The organism is Mesorhizobium sp. M6A.T.Cr.TU.014.01.1.1, from assembly GCF_004022765.1.
Taxonomy (GTDB): domain Bacteria; phylum Pseudomonadota; class Alphaproteobacteria; order Rhizobiales; family Rhizobiaceae; genus Mesorhizobium; species Mesorhizobium mediterraneum.
On the sequence record NZ_RZPG01000002.1, the window covers coordinates 290,472 to 310,439 of the forward strand.

General features: G+C 61.2%; 23 protein-coding genes. 17 read left to right on the top strand and 6 right to left on the bottom strand.

All coding sequences use genetic code 11. From position 1 onward, the window contains the following. Positions 1-22: 22 nt before the first annotated feature. From EN885_RS03895 to EN885_RS03910, 4 genes are all read right to left on the bottom strand, one after another. On the bottom strand, positions 23-1,456 hold the full coding sequence (locus EN885_RS03895) for a DUF1254 domain-containing protein (RefSeq protein ID WP_095488460.1): 1,434 nt from the start codon (positions 1,454-1,456) through the stop codon (positions 23-25). Positions 1,457-1,635: 179 nt separating this feature from the next. Beyond that, on the bottom strand, positions 1,636-1,932 hold the full coding sequence (locus EN885_RS03900) for a hypothetical protein (protein ID WP_126104914.1): 297 nt from the start codon (positions 1,930-1,932) through the stop codon (positions 1,636-1,638). Between the two features lie 571 nt (positions 1,933-2,503). Then, complete coding sequence (locus EN885_RS33490) at positions 2,504-2,650, bottom strand: hypothetical protein (protein WP_164547108.1); 147 nt, start codon at positions 2,648-2,650, stop codon at positions 2,504-2,506. Positions 2,651-2,670: 20 nt separating this feature from the next. Beyond that, positions 2,671-3,561, bottom strand: coding sequence for a LysR family transcriptional regulator (locus EN885_RS03910; RefSeq protein WP_128244249.1), 891 nt, complete (start codon positions 3,559-3,561; stop codon positions 2,671-2,673). 121 nt (positions 3,562-3,682) lie between these two features. Here EN885_RS03910 and EN885_RS03915 point away from each other — a divergent pair, with 121 nt between their 5' ends. The 4 genes from EN885_RS03915 to EN885_RS03930 all read left to right on the top strand — a co-directional run bounded on the left by EN885_RS03915 (position 3,683) and on the right by EN885_RS03930 (position 6,111). Continuing rightward, positions 3,683-4,408, top strand: coding sequence for an SDR family oxidoreductase (locus tag EN885_RS03915; RefSeq protein ID WP_126104913.1), 726 nt, complete (start codon positions 3,683-3,685; stop codon positions 4,406-4,408). A 97-nt stretch (positions 4,409-4,505) separates the two neighbouring features. Further along, positions 4,506-4,895 (top strand): carboxymuconolactone decarboxylase family protein, encoded by a 390-nt coding sequence (locus tag EN885_RS03920; protein ID WP_245493002.1) that lies wholly within the window; start codon positions 4,506-4,508, stop codon positions 4,893-4,895. A gap of 71 nt (positions 4,896-4,966) precedes the next feature. Continuing rightward, positions 4,967-5,260 carry an Atu4866 domain-containing protein gene (locus tag EN885_RS03925; protein WP_245493003.1) on the top strand — a complete coding sequence of 98 codons (294 nt, stop codon included), beginning with the start codon at positions 4,967-4,969 and terminating at the stop codon, positions 5,258-5,260. Between the two features lie 89 nt (positions 5,261-5,349). Then, a complete protein-coding gene (locus EN885_RS03930; RefSeq protein WP_126104910.1) occupies positions 5,350-6,111 on the top strand; it encodes an NYN domain-containing protein in 762 nt (253 codons plus the stop codon). 188 nt (positions 6,112-6,299) lie between these two features. On the opposite strand, the gene EN885_RS33825 is transcribed toward EN885_RS03930, so the two are convergent. Further along, positions 6,300-6,452: a hypothetical protein gene (locus EN885_RS33825; RefSeq protein ID WP_206437551.1), complete on the bottom strand. Its 153-nt coding sequence runs from the start codon at positions 6,450-6,452 to the stop codon at positions 6,300-6,302. A 166-nt stretch (positions 6,453-6,618) separates the two neighbouring features. Between EN885_RS33825 and EN885_RS03940 the strand changes: the two genes are divergently transcribed. From EN885_RS03940 to EN885_RS04000, 13 genes are all read left to right on the top strand, one after another. Then, positions 6,619-6,879 (top strand): DUF982 domain-containing protein, encoded by a 261-nt coding sequence (locus EN885_RS03940; RefSeq protein ID WP_245493004.1) that lies wholly within the window; start codon positions 6,619-6,621, stop codon positions 6,877-6,879. 55 nt (positions 6,880-6,934) lie between these two features. Next, positions 6,935-7,123: a DUF3606 domain-containing protein gene (locus tag EN885_RS03945; protein WP_095488451.1), complete on the top strand. Its 189-nt coding sequence runs from the start codon at positions 6,935-6,937 to the stop codon at positions 7,121-7,123. Next, on the top strand, positions 7,123-7,305 hold the full coding sequence (locus EN885_RS03950) for a hypothetical protein (RefSeq protein WP_164546994.1): 183 nt from the start codon (positions 7,123-7,125) through the stop codon (positions 7,303-7,305). Before EN885_RS03945 ends, EN885_RS03950 begins: the two co-directional genes overlap by 1 nt. Before the next feature lie 153 nt (positions 7,306-7,458). Further along, positions 7,459-8,508: a glycosyltransferase family 2 protein gene (locus EN885_RS03955; RefSeq protein ID WP_128244253.1), complete on the top strand. Its 1,050-nt coding sequence runs from the start codon at positions 7,459-7,461 to the stop codon at positions 8,506-8,508. Beyond that, positions 8,489-9,190 (top strand): class I SAM-dependent methyltransferase, encoded by a 702-nt coding sequence (locus EN885_RS03960; RefSeq protein WP_128244254.1) that lies wholly within the window; start codon positions 8,489-8,491, stop codon positions 9,188-9,190. Before EN885_RS03955 ends, EN885_RS03960 begins: the two co-directional genes overlap by 20 nt. A 44-nt stretch (positions 9,191-9,234) precedes the next feature. After that, positions 9,235-10,725, top strand: coding sequence for a hypothetical protein (locus tag EN885_RS03965; RefSeq protein ID WP_128244255.1), 1,491 nt, complete (start codon positions 9,235-9,237; stop codon positions 10,723-10,725). 369 nt (positions 10,726-11,094) lie between these two features. After that, on the top strand, positions 11,095-11,184 hold the full coding sequence (gene kdpF / locus EN885_RS03970; RefSeq protein WP_032918612.1) for a K(+)-transporting ATPase subunit F: 90 nt from the start codon (positions 11,095-11,097) through the stop codon (positions 11,182-11,184). 32 nt (positions 11,185-11,216) lie between these two features. After that, complete coding sequence (kdpA, locus tag EN885_RS03975) at positions 11,217-12,920, top strand: potassium-transporting ATPase subunit KdpA (protein WP_128244256.1); 1,704 nt, start codon at positions 11,217-11,219, stop codon at positions 12,918-12,920. A gap of 38 nt (positions 12,921-12,958) precedes the next feature. Continuing rightward, the gene (locus EN885_RS03980; protein WP_128244257.1) at positions 12,959-13,174 is read left to right on the top strand and encodes a hypothetical protein; all 216 of its coding nucleotides are present in this window, start codon (positions 12,959-12,961) and stop codon (positions 13,172-13,174) included. Then, a complete protein-coding gene (kdpB, locus tag EN885_RS03985) occupies positions 13,171-15,264 on the top strand; it encodes a potassium-transporting ATPase subunit KdpB (RefSeq protein ID WP_126104904.1) in 2,094 nt (697 codons plus the stop codon). The genes EN885_RS03980 and kdpB overlap by 4 nt, the downstream gene beginning before the upstream one ends. Positions 15,265-15,276: 12 nt before the next feature. Then, entirely contained in the window at positions 15,277-15,846 is a 570-nt protein-coding gene (gene kdpC, locus EN885_RS03990; RefSeq protein ID WP_127206112.1) for a potassium-transporting ATPase subunit KdpC, read from the top strand. Between the two features lie 52 nt (positions 15,847-15,898). Further along, positions 15,899-18,646, top strand: coding sequence for a sensor histidine kinase KdpD (locus EN885_RS03995; RefSeq protein WP_128244258.1), 2,748 nt, complete (start codon positions 15,899-15,901; stop codon positions 18,644-18,646). Then, a complete protein-coding gene (locus EN885_RS04000) occupies positions 18,643-19,335 on the top strand; it encodes a response regulator transcription factor (RefSeq protein ID WP_128244259.1) in 693 nt (230 codons plus the stop codon). The genes EN885_RS03995 and EN885_RS04000 overlap by 4 nt, the downstream gene beginning before the upstream one ends. Before the next feature lie 22 nt (positions 19,336-19,357). Here EN885_RS04000 and EN885_RS04005 read toward each other — a convergent pair whose 3' ends face one another. Then, the gene (locus tag EN885_RS04005) at positions 19,358-19,939 is read right to left on the bottom strand and encodes an invasion associated locus B family protein (protein ID WP_128244260.1); all 582 of its coding nucleotides are present in this window, start codon (positions 19,937-19,939) and stop codon (positions 19,358-19,360) included. Between the last annotated feature and the right edge of the window lie 29 nt (positions 19,940-19,968).

Here is a 19,968-nt window from a genome sequence, read left to right on the forward strand (position 1 = left end):
GGATAATTCACGGTCGGGATAATTATTGCGCCACATTGATACCGGGCGGCTGCCAGCTGCCTTCGCCGGCCGGCAGAATTGAAGGCGCTTCCGTCTTCGGCCAGTACAGGCGCATCACGAGATAGATCGTGCCATTGGGCGTAGGCAGCCAGTTAGCTTCCTTATCCGCGCCGGGGCTGTCTTTCTGGATATAGAGGGTGAGCGAGCCATCCTCGTTCTTCATCATGCCGGGCAACATCGGCGAGTTGATGAGGTAGCGGTTGATCGGGTTCTTGATCAGGAACTGGCTCTTGCCGTCATACATCGTTACCGACCAGAAGGAATTCACCGGCGGGAGTTGCCCGGCGGGAAAGGTGAGAGTGTAGTTGTGCTTGCTGCCGTCGAGCGGTTCCCCGGTGGCATCCGTTCTGGTGAAGGGGTACATGGCCTCTGCTGCATCGTTGCCATAGAGGCCTGCCTTTGCAGCTCCGGCCCGCAGCAACCAATCGCCGTTGTAGAAGGCTTCGTCGCCAAGAAGCGAGCTGACGTTCCAGCCGTTGATGGGCTTGTTTCCGCTGGCCAGCCATTTGTTGATTTTATCGTCACCTTGCTTCATGCCGATCAGCATTTCGGCTTTGTGTTCGAGCGATAGGTCCTTCAACTCGAAGGTTTTGCCGGGACCGATGCCAATCTTCGCTAGTTTCGCACGGATCTCCTTGTCCCTTGGCGTCTCGGGGACGTATTCCAGCGCCGCATCGAGATATTGGAAGAAGTTCTCCTTGATCCCGGCACTGGTGGCAGGAAGGAACTCGATCGTCGGTGCGGCGGGCGGGGCGGGTTTTTTTAGAAACGCGGAAAGCGGCTGCGCCTTGTAGCCGGCCTGCACCTTTTCCACGTTCGGCATATCTTCGGCGTTGATGAGCTGGGTCCGAAAGTTGGCAAATACGAACGGGGTGGTCGAGGAAAAGACTTGGCTGATGCCGACGGGCTTCTCGCCTTTCCAGTCGGGTCCGACAACGAGATAGGAACCCGGCTCGTTTCCCGTGGCGCGCGAGCCGATATAGCCAAAATTGTAGGTGTTGCCGTCGATCAACTGAACCGAGTAGTAGCGGTCCTTCTCCACCGCCGGCACCGAGATCACCATCGGCTCGGCGCGCAAATCCAGCCATAGGATCGAGTAAGGAGTGTCGCTGTTGGGGGTGACGACTGCCGTGTCCGCCGGTGAGGCGACTTGATGCATGTTGTTGATTTCGTTGAACGGCGCCTTGAATTGGCTGGACTTCGGGTCGACGGCGAATTCATTCATCACGGCATAGTTCATCACGAGCGGCAGGCCGTAGATGAAGCCTTCCTCGGCGATGTCCTTTGCCTCGATGATGCCGGGGTAGCTCTGCGCCATCAGCAGGCTTGGGTTCGCAATCGCGGCGCCAGCGGCAATCGCCGCGACCGAGCGAAGTAAATCTCGCTTTGTCAACATTTGCCGTACTCCTTTATCGAGTTCGTGTATTTCACAATTCTTTTCGTCAGTTCGCGCCGGCAGGCGGCGCCGGTGTTCTCATTTTTTTGGGTCTTGGCGAGCTCCTGCGCGTCGTCCTGTGCTGACGCTGCGATAGCAAGGCTGGGACAAAATGGATGACGCTCGCAGGCGCCGACTAATCAGCCGTTCGGGCGCGGCTTCACGAGCCCCTCCTTGTCCTGCAGTGCGGTTCCGACTTCCTCGGTCAACCTGCTTATCAATTCTTGCCATTCGGCCCCCCTCGTCTCACGCAATTCCACCGCAACGGTGTAGACCTTCGACAATGCGTCTTCCGCTTCAGCAAGTTCTTCGCACATGTCACAAAAAGCTTCGCTTCGATCCATCAGCCGACGGATCAAGAATTCGGACTGCGGGAACCGTCGTGCTGCCGCTGAAAATGCGCTCTCTCTGCCCTTTAGTCTGGTACTCGCTGCCATTGCGCCACCCGCTGTCAAAGCAGCCTAGGCTCGGCATTCGTGGTGTTCCAGCAGCAGTGTGTAAGTTACGTGGCCGCCACGTAATTGCGATGTGGCGGGACCTGCTATCAATCCTGCGGGTCCAGTTACGTCGCCGTCCATGGGGACTAGCAGCCGCTCCCCCGACCGAGGTGCCGCTGACCCTGTGCGGCGCCCTGTGGTGGGATCCCGCCCATTGCGCGTGACCTGTTGCGTCGCGGGGTCGCAAACGACCGTCATTTCGTCGCGAATTGATTCTATCCCCTATAGCGCAAGGGTTTGCGAATTACGGTGACAGTGCACTTTTTGCCATGTTTGCTCGGCTGTGTGTAAATTGAACGCATGGCTCGACTTGCATTGCCGCGCCGCCGATGTCGGCATCTGCGCGGCCGATGGGTAGCGAAGCACTTCCGGACCGGATTGCCGAGCAAACCGGAAAAGCCGTGATATCGCGAAAACGCGGCAGGCGGGCGGCCCGGCAGCCTATTGGGGGTGACCGGCCGGCTACCGGGCCTAACCGGCTTGCGCCGGCTGATGAAAACATGCGCTTACGCTAATGTAATTGCAACATCGAGATGCCGGTGCGTCCAGCGGGGTTGACGATCTGGGCTCCGCCCCAAAAGGATGGTGGGCTGGTCGGTGCCGCCTCGTAGGTCTTGTAGAACATGCTCGTCAGCACGGCGTCCTGCCATGCCTTCATCAGCGTCCGCGCCGAAAACGCTAACCGAGACGCCGCAGGTGATCGACAAGGGCGCGCAGCTTCGGCGCTACGTTGCGACGGCTCGGATAGTAGAGATAGAAGCCGGCAAAGCGCGGGCAATAATCCTCGAGAACCGGCACCAGCTCGCCTTGATCGATCCACGGGCGAAAACTCTCCTCCATGCCGAAGGTGATGCCGGCGCCGGCGATGGCGAGCTTTATCATCAGCGCCATGTCGTTGGTCGTGATCTCCGGCGCAACGGCGACGCTGAACTCATTGCTGTTCTCCGCGAATTCCCAACGATAGGGCGCGACCTTCGGTGCGCGGCGCCAGCCAATGCAGCGATGGCCAGCGAGCTCCCTCGGATGCGAAGGCGCCCCAAACCGATCGCGATAGGCCGGCGCGCAGACGGCCAGCTGCCGCTCGTCACCGGCGACAGACACCGCGATCATGTCCTGCTCTATCACCTCGCCGAGCCTGACGCCGGCATCGTATCCCTCTGCGACGATATCGAATTCCTCGTCCGTCACCGTGATGTCGATCTGAACCTCCGGATTGGCTTCGGCAAAGGTCGCCAGGAACGGCCCTGAAAGAAAGCGCTCGGCGATCGACGAGACGGCGAGCCGCAACTGCCCGCGCGGACGACCGCGCAGGTCCCCGGTGGTCTCCATTGCGGCGCGCATGTCGGCAATGGCCGGCGCTATCTCGGCGTAGAGGCGTTCGCCAGCCTCGGTCAGGCTGACGCTTCGCGTCGTGCGCCGGACAAGGCCAATACCGAGCTTCTCTTCCAGCCTCTTCATCGTCTGGCTCACCGCCGAGCGGGTGACGCCCATGCGGTCCGCAGCCGCGCGAAAGCTCCGCTCCTCGGCCACGAGGGCAAAGACCGCAAGCGCATTGAGGTCCGGCTGCATTGGTTAGCTGTGCTTTCCATCTTGGGAAGGAATGGCCGTCTTATCGCAACAGTGAAACAGATCCATCTTCGTGGCAACCGCTGCATCGCAGTTTGCAAGATCAACCAGATGGAGACGAAACATGTCCCTCAACAAAGTCGTGCTCATCACCGGGGCTTCGAGCGGCATTGGCGCCGCCATCGGCCGGGAGCTCGGTGCTGCCGGAGCAAAGGTCATGCTCGGTGCGCGCCGCACCGATCGGCTGGACGCGCTCGCGGAAGAGATCAGGGCAAAGGGCGGGGAGGCAATGACACGCCGCCTCGACGTGACCAACCGCGCCGATGTCGCCGCCTTTGCCGAGGCGGCGCGCCAGGCCTGGGGACGCGTCGACGTGATCGTCAACAATGCCGGCGTCATGCCGTTGTCGCTGATGGCCTCGATGAAGGTCGACGAGTGGGACCGAATGGTCGACGTCAACATCAAGGGCGTGCTCTACGGCATCGCCGCGGTGCTGCCGGAGATGACGGCCCGAGGCTACGGCCATGTCGTCAACATCGCCTCTATCGGCGCGCTTTCGGTATCGCCGACAGCCGCTGTCTATTGCGCAACCAAATACGCGGTCCGCGCCATCTCCGATGGCTTGCGGCAGGAGCACGACAACATCCGCGTCACCTGCATCCATCCCGGCGTGGTCGAGAGCGAGCTCGCCGACACGATCACCGATCCGGTGGCGGCGGAAGCGATGAAGACCTATCGCGCCATTGCGCTGCAGCCCGACGCCATCGGCCGCGCCGTGCGCTTTGTCATCGAACAGCCGGACGATGTCGACGTGAACGAGATCGTCATCCGGCCGACAGCCAACAAATAGGGAGGCAAAAATGGATTTTCGTTTTCACGGCGCGTACATCGTGATTGCCGCAGCGTTGCTGCTCGGCGCGGTTCCTCAAACGGCCAAATCGCAGACGATGGAAGAGCGGCTGCAACGCGGCGACGCTGTCGTCAGAAGCCTGAACAGTGGCGCTCCGCAGCCGACGCTGGAACGCATGAGGCAGGAGTTTCCGTTTCTGGCCACAGCAACCCAGGGCTATGCGCTCGGCGACGTCTGGTCCCGTCCGGGGCTCGACAGCCGCACACGCCAACTCGCCGCCGTCGCGGTATTCGCAGCCATGGGTGAGGCCGCCTTCATGAGGATTCATGCCGGCTATGCGCTGAATATCGGCGTGTCCGAGGGTGAGCTGAAGGAAGTCATCTACATGGTGACGGTTCCGGCCGGATTTCCCCGCGCGATCGCAGCATCGCAAGCGCTCTCCGAGCTGTTCGCTGAACGTCGCGCCACTCCCGGCAAACAGCCCTGAGGAGCTGTCCCATGAAACAGGTTTCGATGCTTGCCGCTGCCATGCTTCTTGCCGGCGCAGCCGTCTTACCCATGCAGAAAGGTCTCGCCCAGATGGATATCGAGCAAAACACAGCTACCCAGGTTTCGGAAAGCCACCCCTATGTCGGGATGTGGGTCACGGCCGATGGCCATATCCGTCACAACTTGCTTCCAAACGGTCGTTATGACGAAGCGCGCGGAAACCGTGATAGCGCATACCAGGGGCGCTATGAGATCCGGGGCAACCACATCGACTACTGGGACGATACCGGCTTTACCGCCGATGGCGAATTTATTGACGGCGTGCTCCACCACGCAGGTATGATCTTGTACCGGAAGAAGTAGGTGACGTTCGTCGAATCTCGATAAAAAGGTTACCGCTGCACCATATGGCATTATGTCATTTGGTGCGAAGCCAGAACAGGGGGCCCACCGTGCCAACCGAACCGCGTTCTCCACGGCTTGCTGTGCTGATCGACGCAGACAATGCCTCGGCCAAGATTGCCGACGGGCTGTTCGAGGAAATCGCAAAGATCGGCGAGGCAAGCGTTCGTCGCATCTATGGCGACTTCTCCAGCACCCGTTCGAAGGCGTGGGCCGATGTGCTGTCGAAGCACGCGATCATCCCGCAGCAGCAATTCGCCTACACCACCGGCAAGAACGCATCCGACATCACGCTCGTCATCGACGCGATGGACCTTCTCCACAGCGGGCGGTTCGAAGGCTTCTGCCTGGTGTCCTCCGACAGCGATTTCACCCGCCTTGCCGCTCGCATCCGGGAGCATGGGATCGACGTTTATGGGTTTGGCGAGCAGAAGACACCGGAGAGTTTTCGGCAGGCATGCCGCCGGTTCGTATACACCGAGAACCTGCTTCCGACTGCGCCAGCCAACGCTCAGGATGCGGCGCCGACGAAATCTTTGCAGCCGCCCAGCGCCGCGACGCCGATCATCACCAAGGTCATTTCACAGATGGAAACCGAGGACGGCTGGGTGCCGCTCGGCATTGTCGGCAATCAGCTCGCAAATCTGGCATCGGACTTCGATCCCAGAACCTTCGGCTTTCGCAAGCTGAGCGATCTCGTGCGGAAAACCAATGCCTTTGAGATCGATCATCCCGAGGGTGGGGCGGTGCGCATAAGGATCAAGCCAGCTGCGAGGAGCCGAGAGAAATCGAAATCGGCAGCGTCGCGCTGACCCCTGCAAAAAGGTGAGCATCCCCGGCCCGATTGGCCCCTGGTCTGACCACTATTTCGCTGGCGAAAACTGCCATTCGGCGTAATATTCTCATGGGAGAGGGTTCAGGGCGGAGGAGGCCAATGAACATCGTCTCGAGAGCGCCTGCCGTTGACTTGACCGTCCAGGAACTTGTTTCATCTGCGCTTTCAAAATTCCGCGCCGGCGACACCATATCGACCAGAGCCGCAATAGATGCCATCCGCCGAGCAGACCCAGCTTGTGAGGACAGCGACGACCATCTGGTCGAGCTTGTCGTCATGACCGCAATTGGTAGGACCATGGGGGTCGTGTTCGACCATCGGTCCCGCTAGTGCATGCCGCCCTAGCTTGCGCACTGTCTGAACTACCGGCGACGTAAGCCACTCAGTAACCATGAATTGTGATCGGGATGGATCACGCCATTCGTCATCGGAACGTATAACTCCGCTGCGCCGTTGCTGTCTTCGGAGTCAAGGAGTGCCGGTGATGCGTGATAAACAATTCGACATTCCCGTGACAATCGAGAGCGAAGGGATCGGCCGCCCCCTCTCTGTGACGAGGACAGTCCAGGCGGCCTCGCTTCTGGTCGACAAGTGGCCAGACGAAAAGCGCGGGCCGAAATATCGCGCGGCCTTGAAAGCCCTGATCGATGCGATGGAGCAGCGGCGGGCGGTTGGCAGTGCGCGGCGCGCATTCGCGGCCGCCGCCAAGGAAGCCGATGTGTTCGTGCGCGAAGGCCGGCACTAAGGAACCTCACGAAATCTCCGTCGTTATGCTCAAGGTCGAAACGAGGAGAACTGCCATGGCCGACGACAAGACCAAGACCGACAACCGCGATCGCTCACAAGTAGCCGGCGACGAAGACTATGAGGTGAGGCATCTCGCCGAGGAAGCCGGCATCACTCCCGACCAGGCACGCACGCTGATCAAGCGCCACGGCACCGACCGCAAGGTGCTGAACGAAATCGCCGAGAGCATAAAGGCGTTGTGATGGCTGACAAGAAGACCGCAATGGCCGACCGGAAGAAACGCGAGCCGGACGACAAGGAGGCCCTGCGCCTGGCCGAGACCACCGACGTTTCTCCCAACCAAGCGAAGGATCTGATGCGCAAGCACGGCAAGGACAGCGCCAAGGTCGAGAAGGAAGCCAAGAACTTCAAGGCCGAAGGCTGAACGGCCGATTTGGCGGAGCGTCCGCCCTCTCCGTATCTCCGTCGCATGTGTCCGTCACGCGTCGTTTGTCTGACGTCGCGGGCCGGCCTGAGCGGTTTATCGGTTTTCTAACAAATTCGGCCTATTCCCGTTCTAGTAACGGGAGCTGGGCTTTTGGCGCAAACAGAGAAAATCGCCACGCGACGCGCTATCGCGCTGTCTGTTGTCGTGCCGTGCTACAACGAAATCGACGGAATCGCCGAGCTTTACCGGCGCGTGACAGCCGCTTGCCGTGAACAAGCGGGCCATTCCTACGAGATCATCTTGGTCGTCGATGGAGCAACCGACGGTACCCGAGAGGCCATTTTCGATCTCGCCAGACAGGACAGCCACGTCGTCGGATTGGATCTTGCCCGCAACTACGGCCACCAGATTGCGCTCAGCGCCGGCCTGGAGTTTTGTCGCGGCCAGCGCATTCTCATTCTCGACGCCGACCTTCAGGACCCGCCGGAATTGCTCGAAGCCATGATGGCAAAGATGGATGAGGGATTCGACGTCGTCTATGGCCAGCGGCTGAAGCGGCAAGGCGAAGGCTGGTTCAAGCGCACGACCGCGGCCGTGTTCTACCGCCTGCTGCGCAAGATGGTCGATGTCGACATGGCGCTCGATTCCGGGGACTTTCGCCTGATGAGCCGCCGTGCGCTCGATCATCTCAATGCGATGCCCGAGCGCTACCGCTTCATTCGCGGCATGGTGAGCTGGATCGGCTTGAAACAGGTGGCCTTTCCCTATGAACGGCACCAGCGTTTCGCCGGCGCCACGCACTATCCCCTGAGGAAGATGGTGTTGCTGGCGATTGACGCGATGACGAGTTTCTCCACCGTACCCCTGCGGTTTGCCTCGCATCTCGGCATGATCTTCGGTTTTCTCGGGCTTGCCGCTCTCGGCTACACGCTGCTCTCGTGGTTCGTCGGCAGCGTGTTGCCGGGGTGGACCAGCCTGGCCGCGATCGTCCTGATCCTCGGCAGCGTTCAGCTTCTGGTCCTCGGGATTTTCGGCGAGTATCTCGGGCGCATGTATATGGAGACCAAGCGACGGCCCCTCTACCTCGTAGACGAGATTGCCGCCCACGATCCCGCCTCCGAGAAGCTGCCCGTCCATCGCCTGCAGGAGATGGCCGGGGAGCTGACGAAGGGAGCCGCGCGTGCTTCAGGCAGAATTTGACCAGTTCGCGCAGGAATATCAGCAGCAGCATGCCGCAAGCATCCGGCTGAGCGGCGAGACGCCGGATTTCTTTGCGCAGTACAAAATCGATGACGTCGCGGCAAGGCTCGCCCGCTCAGGCGTGAAGCCGCAGCGGATACTCGACTTCGGCGCGGGCGTCGGAAACTCCCTGGGACCCATGCGCGCCGCCTTTCCCGACAGCGAAATCACCTTGCTCGACCCGTCCTCGCAGTCGCTCGACATCGCCCACAAGCGCTTTCCCGGCCAGGCTCATTTCAGGCACTTCGACGGCGAAACGATCCCATATGAGGACGCGAGTTTCGATCTCGCCTTCGCCGCCTGCGTGTTCCATCACATCCCTGAAAACCTCCATGTCGGCCTGATCAAGGAGATCGAGAGAGTGCTGGCCAGTGGCGGCAGCTTCTTTCTGTTCGAGCACAATCCCTTGAATCCGCTGACGACGCACGCAGTGCGAAGCTGTGCTTTCGACGAGAACGCGGTTCTGATCAACGGCCGCGACATGCGTGCGCGAGTGGCCGCGGCGGGCTTCTCCAGGGCCGATATCGTCTACCGGATTTTTTTCCCGCGCCTATTCGCAAGATTGCGGCCGTTCGAGCGCTTCCTCGCCACGGTTCCCCTTGGAGCCCAGTATTTCGTGCATGCGATCAAGCCTGCCGTCTGACCATCAATGAAGATGCTCGGCAGCAAGCAGCTCAGGGATATTCTATGCTCCAGATACAGGCTTCCCGTGAAGCACCGCCGTTGATAGACGACGCCCGGCGCGCAAGGCTGGTGTTTTGCCTGGTCGCCGCGGGTGTCATGGCGGCTGCGCTCCTTGCCCTCGCCGCTTCGTTGCTCCAGGACCCCGACAGTTGGTGGCATATCAAGGTCGGGCAGGATATCCTGGCAAGCCGCGCATTCCCGACGATCGATACCTATTCCTACACCTTTGCCGGCCATCCATGGATCGCCAAGGAATGGCTCGGGCAGGTTCTTCTAGCGCTTGCCTATGACGCAGCTGACTGGAGCGGTGTGGCGCTGCTGACGATCGCCATGGTCGTCCTGACGGTCTTCTTGATGTCGTGGCATCTCAGCGTCTGGCTGAAGCCGACACTGGCGGCGGGACTAACGATCGTTCTGGCGCTCCTGATCGACCCCGTCTATATCGCGCGGCCGCACATCTTCACCTTGCCCATCATCGTCGTCTGGACCGCGTATCTTTTCGACGCCGCGCGCAACGAGCAGGCCCCGCCTCTATGGCTGCTGCCGCTGCTTTGCCTGTGGGCCAACCTCCACGCGACGTTCACCTTCGGCTTCGTCATCGCGGCTTTTGCCGGCCTCGATCTTCTCATGCGCATACGCCTGTCCAACCCCGCGCTCCTTGCCAAATGGGTCGCCTTCGGGCTGCTATGTCCGCTGGTCAGCCTGCTCAATCCCTATGGCGTCAAGGCCATACTGGCTACCTTCACGGTGGCCTATGGCAATGAAGCGGTGCCCTACATCATGGAGTGGCGGCCGTTCAACGCTTCTGAGCATGGTTTCCAGGAGATGGCCCTGCTGATTGTCTTTTTCGGGCTGCTGGTTTCGAGACTGCAGATCGGCTGGGCCAAGGCGTTGTTCCTTGTCTTCACCTTGCATATCTATCTCACCCACATACGTTTCATTTACCTGTTCTTTCTGCTTGTCCCGATCGTCCTCGCCGTGGAGGTTGCGCAGCAATATCCAGCACTTTCGGCCCGGAAATGGGCGGAGGAAAAGCGCGACGGGCTTGAACAATTTTTCGTGCGGCGGTTCCGCCAAGTCTGGGGTGGAATTGCCGTCTTGCTGGTTTTGGCATCGGCGGCCTTCATTGCCACCTATCCGGTCGCGCCGAGCCAGAAGACCTCGGCCAAGAATGCGCTCGCATTCGCCCAAACCCACAATTTATCGGGCAATCTGCTGAATTCCTACGATTTCGGCGGCACGTTGATTTTCCATGGCATCAAGACGTTCATCGATGGCCGCACAGACCAGCTCTTTCTGAATGGCTTCGCGAAAGCAGATGAGCAAATGGGGCGCAGCGGCGGAAAGCCTGTCCTCCAAGCCCAGCTCGATAAGTATGCGATAGACTGGGCCTTGCTGACGGCGGACGACAGACGCATTCCGTTCTTCGACGAGCTGGGCTGGAAGCGGGCATATACGGACGACTATGCTGTGATCTACATGCGCGATCATTGATTTTCAGCAGCGTCTCGCGCCGGCGCACGGCCTGTCCGGGCCATCTTGTTTTCAAACGCCGTGCCTCTGTTGAGATCGCGACAGCAAAATCCCTATAGGATTTTTATTTCTTTCCCGCTCGCCACGTCTCGAACCTTTATGGTGTTTCGAGCCATATTCTACCGGAAATACACATCTCGGTCATTCTGCCGTTGTGGCGGGACGTTTCCGCATGATTTCGGCCTGCCGCCTGCAGGAGACGCGAAAACAAACGAAAATAAGGAACATGCACGATGGACATCGTCGTTCTCGGGATAGGGGTTTTGTTCTTCGCCCTTTCTTTTGCCTACATCAAAGCCTGCGACAGTCTTTAAGCGGGAGGATCGCAACATGCTTCTCGACTACATCCTCGGTGGCGGCGTGACTTTGTTCCTGCTCGCCTATCTCACCTACGCCCTCGTTCGGCCAGAACGCTTCTGACAGCAACTGGCCAGGCACGGAAAGCTATTTCAATGACTCTCAACGGCTGGATACAGATCCTCGTTTATTGCGGGATCGTCATTTTGCTCGTGAAGCCGCTCGGCGGCTACATGTATCGCGTTTTCAGCGGCGAACGCACATTCCTGTCGCCGATTTTGGGGCCTCTCGAACGGAGCCTTTATCGCATCTCGGGAACCAGCGAGCGCGAGGAGCAGCACTGGACCTCCTATGCGGCGGCCCTGCTGTTCTTCAACCTGGCCGGCTTCCTGGTGCTTTACTTCCTGCAACGGCTGCAGGGCAGCCTGCCCTATAACCCGGCTGGCATGACCGCCGTCGAACCCGGGCTCGCCTTCAACACCGCCGCCAGCTTCATAACCAATACCAACTGGCAGAACTACGGCGGCGAAAGCACGATGTCCTATCTCGTGCAGATGGCCGGCCTCACCGTGCAGAATTTCCTGTCAGCGGCGACCGGTATCGCCATCGCGATCGCGCTGATCCGCGGCTTCGCCAAGGCTTCCGGCAAATCGATCGGCAATTTCTGGGTCGATATGACCCGGTCCACCCTTTACCTGCTGTTGCCGCTCTGCATCGTGCTGTCGCTGATCTATGTCTATCTCGGCATGCCGCAGACGCTCGGCACCTATGTCAACGCAACGACGCTGGAAGGCGCGCAGCAAACGATCGCAGTCGGGCCTGTCGCCTCACAGATCGCCATCAAGATGCTCGGCACCAATGGCGGCGGCTTCTTCAACGCCAATGCCGCGCATCCCTTCGAAAATCCCGATGCGATCTCGAACCTGATCCAGATGGTGACGATCTTCGCCATCGGCGCGGCGCTGACCAACGTCTTCGGCCGCATGGTCGGCAACCAGCGCCAGGGTTGGGCGATCTTGACCGCGATGGGCGTCCTGTTCATCGCTGGCGTCGCCGTCTGCTACTGGGCGGAAGCCGCAGGCAATCCGCTGGTGCATGCGCTCGGTATCGACGGCGGCAACATGGAAGGCAAGGAAACACGTTTCGGCATCGCTTTATCGGCGCTGTTTGCGGTCATCACCACGGCCGCGTCCTGCGGCGCCGTCAACGCCATGCTTGACAGCTTCACCGCGCTTGGCGGCATGATCCCGATCATCAACATGCAACTCGGCGAGGTCATTGTCGGCGGCGTCGGCGCCGGTCTCTACGGCATCCTGATGTACATCGTGATCGCTGTCTTCGTTGCCGGGCTGATGGTCGGACGCACGCCCGAATATCTCGGCAAGAAAATCGAGGCCAAGGAGATCAAGATGGCAATGCTGGCCATTCTCTGCCTGCCGCTGGCGATGCTGATCTTCACCGCCATTGCGGTGGTGCTGCCGACAGGCGTCGCTTCCATCGCCAATGCCGGCCCGCACGGTTTCTCCGAGGTCCTCTATGCCTACACCTCGGCTGCCGCCAACAACGGCTCGGCCTTTGGCGGCCTGACCGGCAACACGCCTTGGTACAACATCACGCTCGGCATCGGCATGCTGATGGGCCGCTTCCTGGTCATCGTCCCGGCTCTGGCAATCGCCGGTTCGCTGGTCGCCAAGAAGACGGCCCCTGCCTCAGCCGGCACCTTCCCGACCGACGGGCCGCTATTCGTCGGGCTGCTGGTCGGCGTCATCCTGATCGTCGGCGGCCTCACGTTTTTCCCGGCGCTGGCGGTCGGACCGATCGTCGAGCACCTGGCTGGCATCCACGGGCAGACATTCTGAAACCGCCCCACCTTGGATCCCCACCTTGGATCAATGTCATGTCCTGGTTCGAAACTATTCGTCGCAAGATCCGGCATCGCGCCGATCGGAAGGGGGAGGCAACCCCTCCTCCTTTCCCGACCATGTCCACCTTCCTTGGCATCGCGGCAGTCATGATCGTGATCTGGTTGCTGGCTTACGGGCTTCCGCATCTGCTTTCGGCATCCGATCGGTCGGCGCCATCCAACAACATCGACACTGGAGCCACCAAATGAGCCAGTCCAAATCCGCTGTTATCATGGATGCCCGCATCCTGCTGCCCGCTATCGGCGGCGCCTTCAGGAAGCTGAACCCGCGCACCTTGATGCGGAACCCGGTGATGTTCGTCGTCGCTGTCGTCTCGGCGCTCACGTCAGTCCTGTTCGTCAAGGATCTCGTCACCGGCGGCGGTGATCTCGGCTTCTCCCTGCAGATCATCATCTGGCTGTGGTTCACCGTGCTTTTCGCCAACTTCGCCGAAGCGGTCGCCGAAGGCCGAGGCAAGGCGCAGGCCGATTCGCTGCGCAAGGCGCGCACCGAGACTCAGGCCAAGCTGTTGACCGGCGACGACCGCACCAAATTCAAGCTGGTGCCCGGCACCAGCCTGAAGGTCGGCGACGCGGTGCTCGTCGAGGCCGGAGACATCATTCCGTCGGACGGCGAGGTGATCGAAGGCGTCGCTTCGGTCAACGAGGCTGCGATCACCGGCGAATCCGCCCCGGTCATTCGAGAATCCGGCGGCGACCGTTCCGCGGTGACCGGCGGCACTCAGGTGTTGTCCGACTGGATCCGCGTGCGCATCACCGCGGCCTCCGGCCATACGTTCCTTGATCGCATGATCTCGCTCGTCGAAGGCGCCGAGCGCCAGAAGACGCCCAACGAGATCGCGCTCAACATCCTGCTCGTCGGCATGACGCTGATCTTCGTGCTGGCGACGGCGACGATCCCGAGTTTCGCCTCCTATTCGGGCGGCTACATCTCGGTGACCGTGCTCGTCGCCCTGTTCGTGACCTTGATCCCGACGACGATCGGCGCGCTGCTTTCGGCGATCGGCATCGCCGGAATGGATCGCCTGGTGCGGTTCAATGTATTGGCCATGTCGGGCCGCGCCGTCGAGGCGGCGGGCGATGTCGACACACTGCTGCTCGACAAGACCGGCACGATCACACTCGGCAATCGCCAGGCGACGGAATTTCGTCCGGTCAAAGGCGTCACCGAGCAGGAATTGGCCGACGCGGCGCAGCTCGCTTCGCTCGCTGACGAGACGCCGGAAGGCCGCTCCATCGTCGTGCTGGCCAAGGAGAAATACGCCATCCGCGCCCGCGACATGGCAACACTGCATGCCACCTTCGTGCCCTTCACCGCACAAACCCGCATGAGCGGCGTCGACATCGATGGCTCATCGGTTCGCAAGGGCGCGGTCGATTCCGTGCTCGCCCATGTCAATCAGTCGACCGTCGCCACCCATGCCACGCGCCCCAGCAGCGACACCGTCCGCGACCTGCAGGCAATCGCCGACGACATCGCCAAATCCGGTGGCACGCCGCTGGCGGTCGAGCGCGACGGACGCCTGCTCGGCGTCGTCCATCTCAAGGACATCGTCAAGGGCGGCATCAGGGAACGGTTCGCCGAACTGCGCAAGATGGGCATCCGAACGGTGATGATCACCGGCGACAATCCGATGACGGCGGCGGCGATCGCGGCAGAAGCCGGCGTCGACGACTTCCTTGCCCAGGCGACGCCCGAGGATAAGCTGAAGCTGATCCGCGACGAACAGGCCAAGGGCAAGCTCGTCGCCATGTGCGGCGACGGCACCAATGATGCGCCCGCCCTTGCCCAGGCCGATGTCGGCGTTGCCATGAACACCGGCACGGTCGCCGCGCGCGAAGCCGGCAACATGGTCGACCTCGATAGCGATCCGACCAAGCTGATCGAGATCGTCGAAATCGGCAAGGCGCTGCTGATGACGCGCGGCTCGCTGACGACCTTCTCGATCGCCAACGACGTGGCCAAATACTTCGCCATCATCCCGGCCATCTTCGCCGTCTTCTACATCGCGCCGGGGCAGACGTCAGGCCCGCTGCAGGCGCTCAACATCATGCATCTGGCAACGCCGCAGAGCGCCATTCTCTCGGCCATCATCTTCAACGCGCTGATCATCATCGCGCTGATCCCGCTGTCGCTGAGAGGCGTCAAGTATCGCGCCATCGGCGCCGGCGCGCTGCTCAGCCGCAACCTTCTTGTCTATGGCCTCGGCGGTATCATTGTCCCCTTCGTCGGCATCAAGGCGATCGACATGGCCATCACCGCGCTTGGCCTCGCATAAGGAATTACGTCCATGCTCAAGCAAATCAGACCCGCGATCGTCATGATCGTTTTCTTCACCGTGCTAACCGGCCTGATCTATCCGATCGGCATGACCGGCATTGCTCAAGCTGTGTTCCCGCGCCAGGCCAATGGCAGTCTGATCGAGAAAGACGGCAAGGTCATCGGTTCCGAACTGATCGGCCAGGCTTTTGCCAGCGACCGCTATTTCCACGGTCGCCTATCGGCCGCCGGCGACGGCTACAATGCCAGCGCTTCGAGCGGTTCGAATCTCGGTCCGACCAATCCCAAGCTGATCGACCGCATCAAGGGCGACGCCGACAGGCTGAAGGCAGAAAATCCGGACCAGCCGGTACCGATAGATCTGGTCACGACTTCAGGCAGCGGCCTCGATCCGCATATCAGCCCAGAAGCCGCCTATTTCCAGGTCGCCAGGGTAGCCAAGGCCAGGGGGATGGATGAAGCCGGGATCAAATCCCTCGTCGACAGCCATGTCGAGAACCGCGAGCTCGGTTTCATGGGAGAGCCGGTGGTCAATGTGCTGGCGCTCAATCTGGCACTGGACGAGGCCACCAAGCAATGAATGGTGGGCCGGGGATCGACACCATCCCCGGCGCCATTCATGATCGATTCTGATGCCGGACGACAGCCGCAACGAAACCAGACCCTCACCCGACGCGCTGCTTGATCATGCGGAGCGGGAGGCGCGCGGTCGCCTGCGAATATTCCTGGGCGCAGCGCCCGGTGTCGGCAAGACCTATGAAATGCTGATGTCGGGCCGTGCAAGATTGGCCGACGGGGTCGACGTGGTGATCGGCGTCGTCGAAACGCACGGTCGCAAAGAAACCCAGGCGCTGGTCGACGGCTATGAGCTGATTCCCCGTCGTCAGGTCGACTACAAGGGGCGCATCCTCGAGGAGATGGACCTCGATGCCATCCTTGCCCGGCGTCCAGCGCTGGTCCTCGTCGATGAGCTTGCCCATACCAACGCGCAGGGCAGCCGCCATCCCAAGCGCTATCTCGACGTTCAGGAAATCCTGACGCACGGCATCGACGTCTATACGACGCTCAATATCCAGCATGTCGAAAGCCTGAACGATGTCGTGGCGCAGATCACCCGCGTCAGGGTGCGCGAGACGGTTCCAGACTCCATCATCGACCAAGCCGACGACATCGAGATCATCGATCTCACTCCCGACGATCTCATCAAGCGGCTCGAGGAAGGCAAGGTCTATATCCCCAGCACCGCCCAGCGTGCCATCGAGAACTATTTCTCGCCGGGCAATCTGACGGCGCTTCGGGAACTGGCGCTCCGCCGCACCGCCCAGCGCGTCGACGAGCAGTTGCTGATCCACATGCAGGCCCACGCGATACCGGGGCCCTGGGCGGCCAGCGAACGTGTCCTGGTCTGGGTCGACGAGGATCCGCGCAGCGCGTCCCTTGTGCGCTATGCTCGCCGCCAGGCCGAGCGGCTGCGCGCACCATGGCTCGCGCTCTACGTCGAGACGCCGCGTTCGACGGGCCTGTCCGAGCAGGATCGCGACAGGCTAGCATCGACGCTTCGCCTTGCCGAACAATTGGGCGGCGCTGCCGTCACCATACCCGGCCAGGACGTCGCCGCCGACATTCTGCGCTACGCGGCCGCGAACAACGTCACCCACATCATCACTGGCAAGCCGCGCAAGCCGCGCTGGCGGCAATTGTTTGACGGCGCCGTCACCTATGATTTGATACGCGACGCGGGAAAGATCAGTGTCCATGTCGTCTCCGGCGACGTCCAGGCACAAGCGCAGCCGTCGCGCGGTATCACCCCGGCCCACCCGGCGCGTTTCGACATCAAGCCCTATTTGATCGTTACCGGCTACGTCGTCGCGGGGCTACTTTTCGGGCTGCTCTTGTCGCGTGTGCTCGACGTGCGAAACATCGCCCTAGTCTTCCTCATGGCGGTGCTGGTATCTGCGGTCACCGCGGGTCTGTGGCCTGCGATATTCGCTTCTGTTCTCAGCACCTTGGCCTTCAATTTCTTCTTTCTCGACCCGCTTTACACCTTCAACATCAGCGACACGGAAAGTGTCGTCGCGCTCGGCTTCCTCTTCTGCGTCGCGATCATCGCCAGCAATTTGACGGCACGAGTGCAGCGCCAGGCCGTGGCGGCACAGTCTCGCGCTCGCACCACCGAGGACCTTTATCTGTTCTCAAAGAAGTTAGCGGGAACTGCCACGCTCGATGACGTGCTTTGGGCGACTGCCTTCCAGATCGCCTCCATGCTGAAGCTGCGGGTCGTGCTGCTTCTGCCCGAAAACGGCTCGATCACCGTCAAGGCCGGCTATCCGCCCGACGACACGCTGGCCGAGGCCGACATCGCGGCCGCCCGTTGGGCCTGGGAACACAACCGCGCCGCGGGACGCGGCGCCGACACGCTGCCAGGGGCAAAACGCCTCTATCTCCCGCTGCGGACGGGGCGCACCGCCGTCGGTGTCGTCGGCCTCGACAACGACAAGCAAGGCCCGCTGCTGACGCCCGAGCAGCAGCGCCTGCTCGATGCGCTCGCCGACCAGGCGGCGGTCGCCATCGAGCGCATCCAGCTTGTCGCCGACGTCGACCGGGCCAAGCTCGCCGCCGAGGCGGACAGGCTGCGCTCTGCGCTGCTCACCTCCATTTCCCATGATTTGAAAACACCGCTTGCCGCCATCATGGGCGCGGCCGGCACGCTAAGGGAATTCGCGCCGGCACTTCCCGAACAGGACCGTGCGGACCTGCTTTCGACCGTGCTCGACGAATCGGAAAGGCTAAACCGCTTCATCGCCAATCTGCTCGACATGACCAAGATCGAATCCGGAGCGATGGAGCCGAACTACGCGTTCCACTATGTCGGCGATATTGTCGGCTCCGCGCTGTACCGAGCCAGGAAAATCATCGGCGAACACAAGGCCGACATAGACATTCCCGCTGACCTGCCGATGCTGAGGCTTGACCCCGTCCTGTTCGAGCAGGTGCTGTTCAACCTCCTCGACAATGCCGCAAAATATGCGCCGCCTGGTTCGACGATCCGCTTGCAGGGCTGGCTCGACAATGGCTTCGTCATCCTGCAGATCATGGACGAGGGGCCGGGCATTCCGCCGGCCGATCTGCAACGCGTTTTCGACACATTCTACCGGGTGCGCAAGGGCGATCAGGTCCGTGCAGGCACCGGGCTCGGGCTGTCGATCTGCCGCGGCTTCATCGAAGCGATGGGCGGGACAATTTCGGCGGCCAGCAGGACCGACCGCTCGGGTGCGGTTTTCACCATCAGAATGCCGGTGCCGACGGAATTGCCCGCCGTGGACGACCCCAACGGCGATGACCAAAATGTGGGCGGCCCCGATCTGGATGATTTGGCATGACGAATCTGGACGTCAGGATATTGGTCGTCGATGACGAACCGCCGATCCGCAAGCTGCTTCGCGTCGGCCTTGGCAGCCAGGGCTATGCGATCAGCGAGGCGCCGAACGCCAAGGCGGCGATCGAGCTCATGGAGACGGAAAAACCGGACTTGATCCTGCTCGATCTCGGCCTGCCCGGCACGGGCGGCCACGAATTGCTGAGCAAATGGCGAGATGATGGCCTTGACGTCCCCGTGGTCATCCTCTCCAGCCGCACCGATGAGGCCGGCATCGTCTCGGCACTTGAACTGGGCGCCGACGACTATGTCACCAAGCCGTTCGGCATGAACGAGCTTGTCGCGCGCATTCGCGTGGCGCTTCGCCACAAATTACAGCAGCAGGGCGAGAAGCCTGTTTTCCACACTGGCGATCTCACGGTCGATCTGGTGAAACGGATCGTCACCGTCGAGGGCAGGGAGATAAAGCTCTCGCCGAAGGAATATGACATCCTCCGCATCCTCGTCCAGCACGCCGGCAGGGTTCTTACCCACCGGTTTCTGCTGAACCAGGTCTGGGGCGATTCGACCGACGTGCAGTATCTCAGGGTTTATGTGCGGCAGCTCCGGCAGAAGATCGAGAAAACGCCCGACCAGCCGCGCTACATCACCACCGAAACCGGCGTCGGATACCGCTTGCGAGAAGTTGACTGAATACAATCCGGGTGGACAACGCTCAGTCTGCCGAGAGTTCCGCGGTTCGGGCAAGCGCGCCGCTGAAGCCGGCCAACGAGATGGGAAAGCTGATCGGCTGGCCCGTATCGACCGCGACCGCGTTGATCTTCAAAATGGTGGCGGCCTTGAGCAGCGGCGTGATTTTCGCGTCGAATGTCACGGGAACCAGGCAACCGATGGCCTGACAGGTGCTGAACTGCAGGATGCCCTCCAGCTTCTTGTCGTCAACTTCGAGATTGATGCCCTTGGCCAGGGCCAGCCCGAACGGCAGCGCCAAGGTGCCGTCGGCTTGCTCTGCGGCCTTGGTCGCCAATTCTATCGCCAGAAGGCGCTGGCCGTTCTGCTTGTTGAACTGCTGATGCGACAGGCTGCATGCCTTGGTTTTGCCAATGATCTGGCAATTGACCGTCCAGTCGCCATGCGTCTCGGACAGGGCCGACGCGCCACCGGGCAGTTGCGGCGGCTTGGCCACGTCGGCCGGCACGGCTTTGTCGGTCTTGGTCTGCGCCAGCGCCATTGCCGCCGGGAGGCCAGCGATGAAGGCGATGCCCAGCACAGCAGCGAAATACGCCCGCTTTCTCATGAAGCCCCTCTTACCCTTCACCTCAAGCC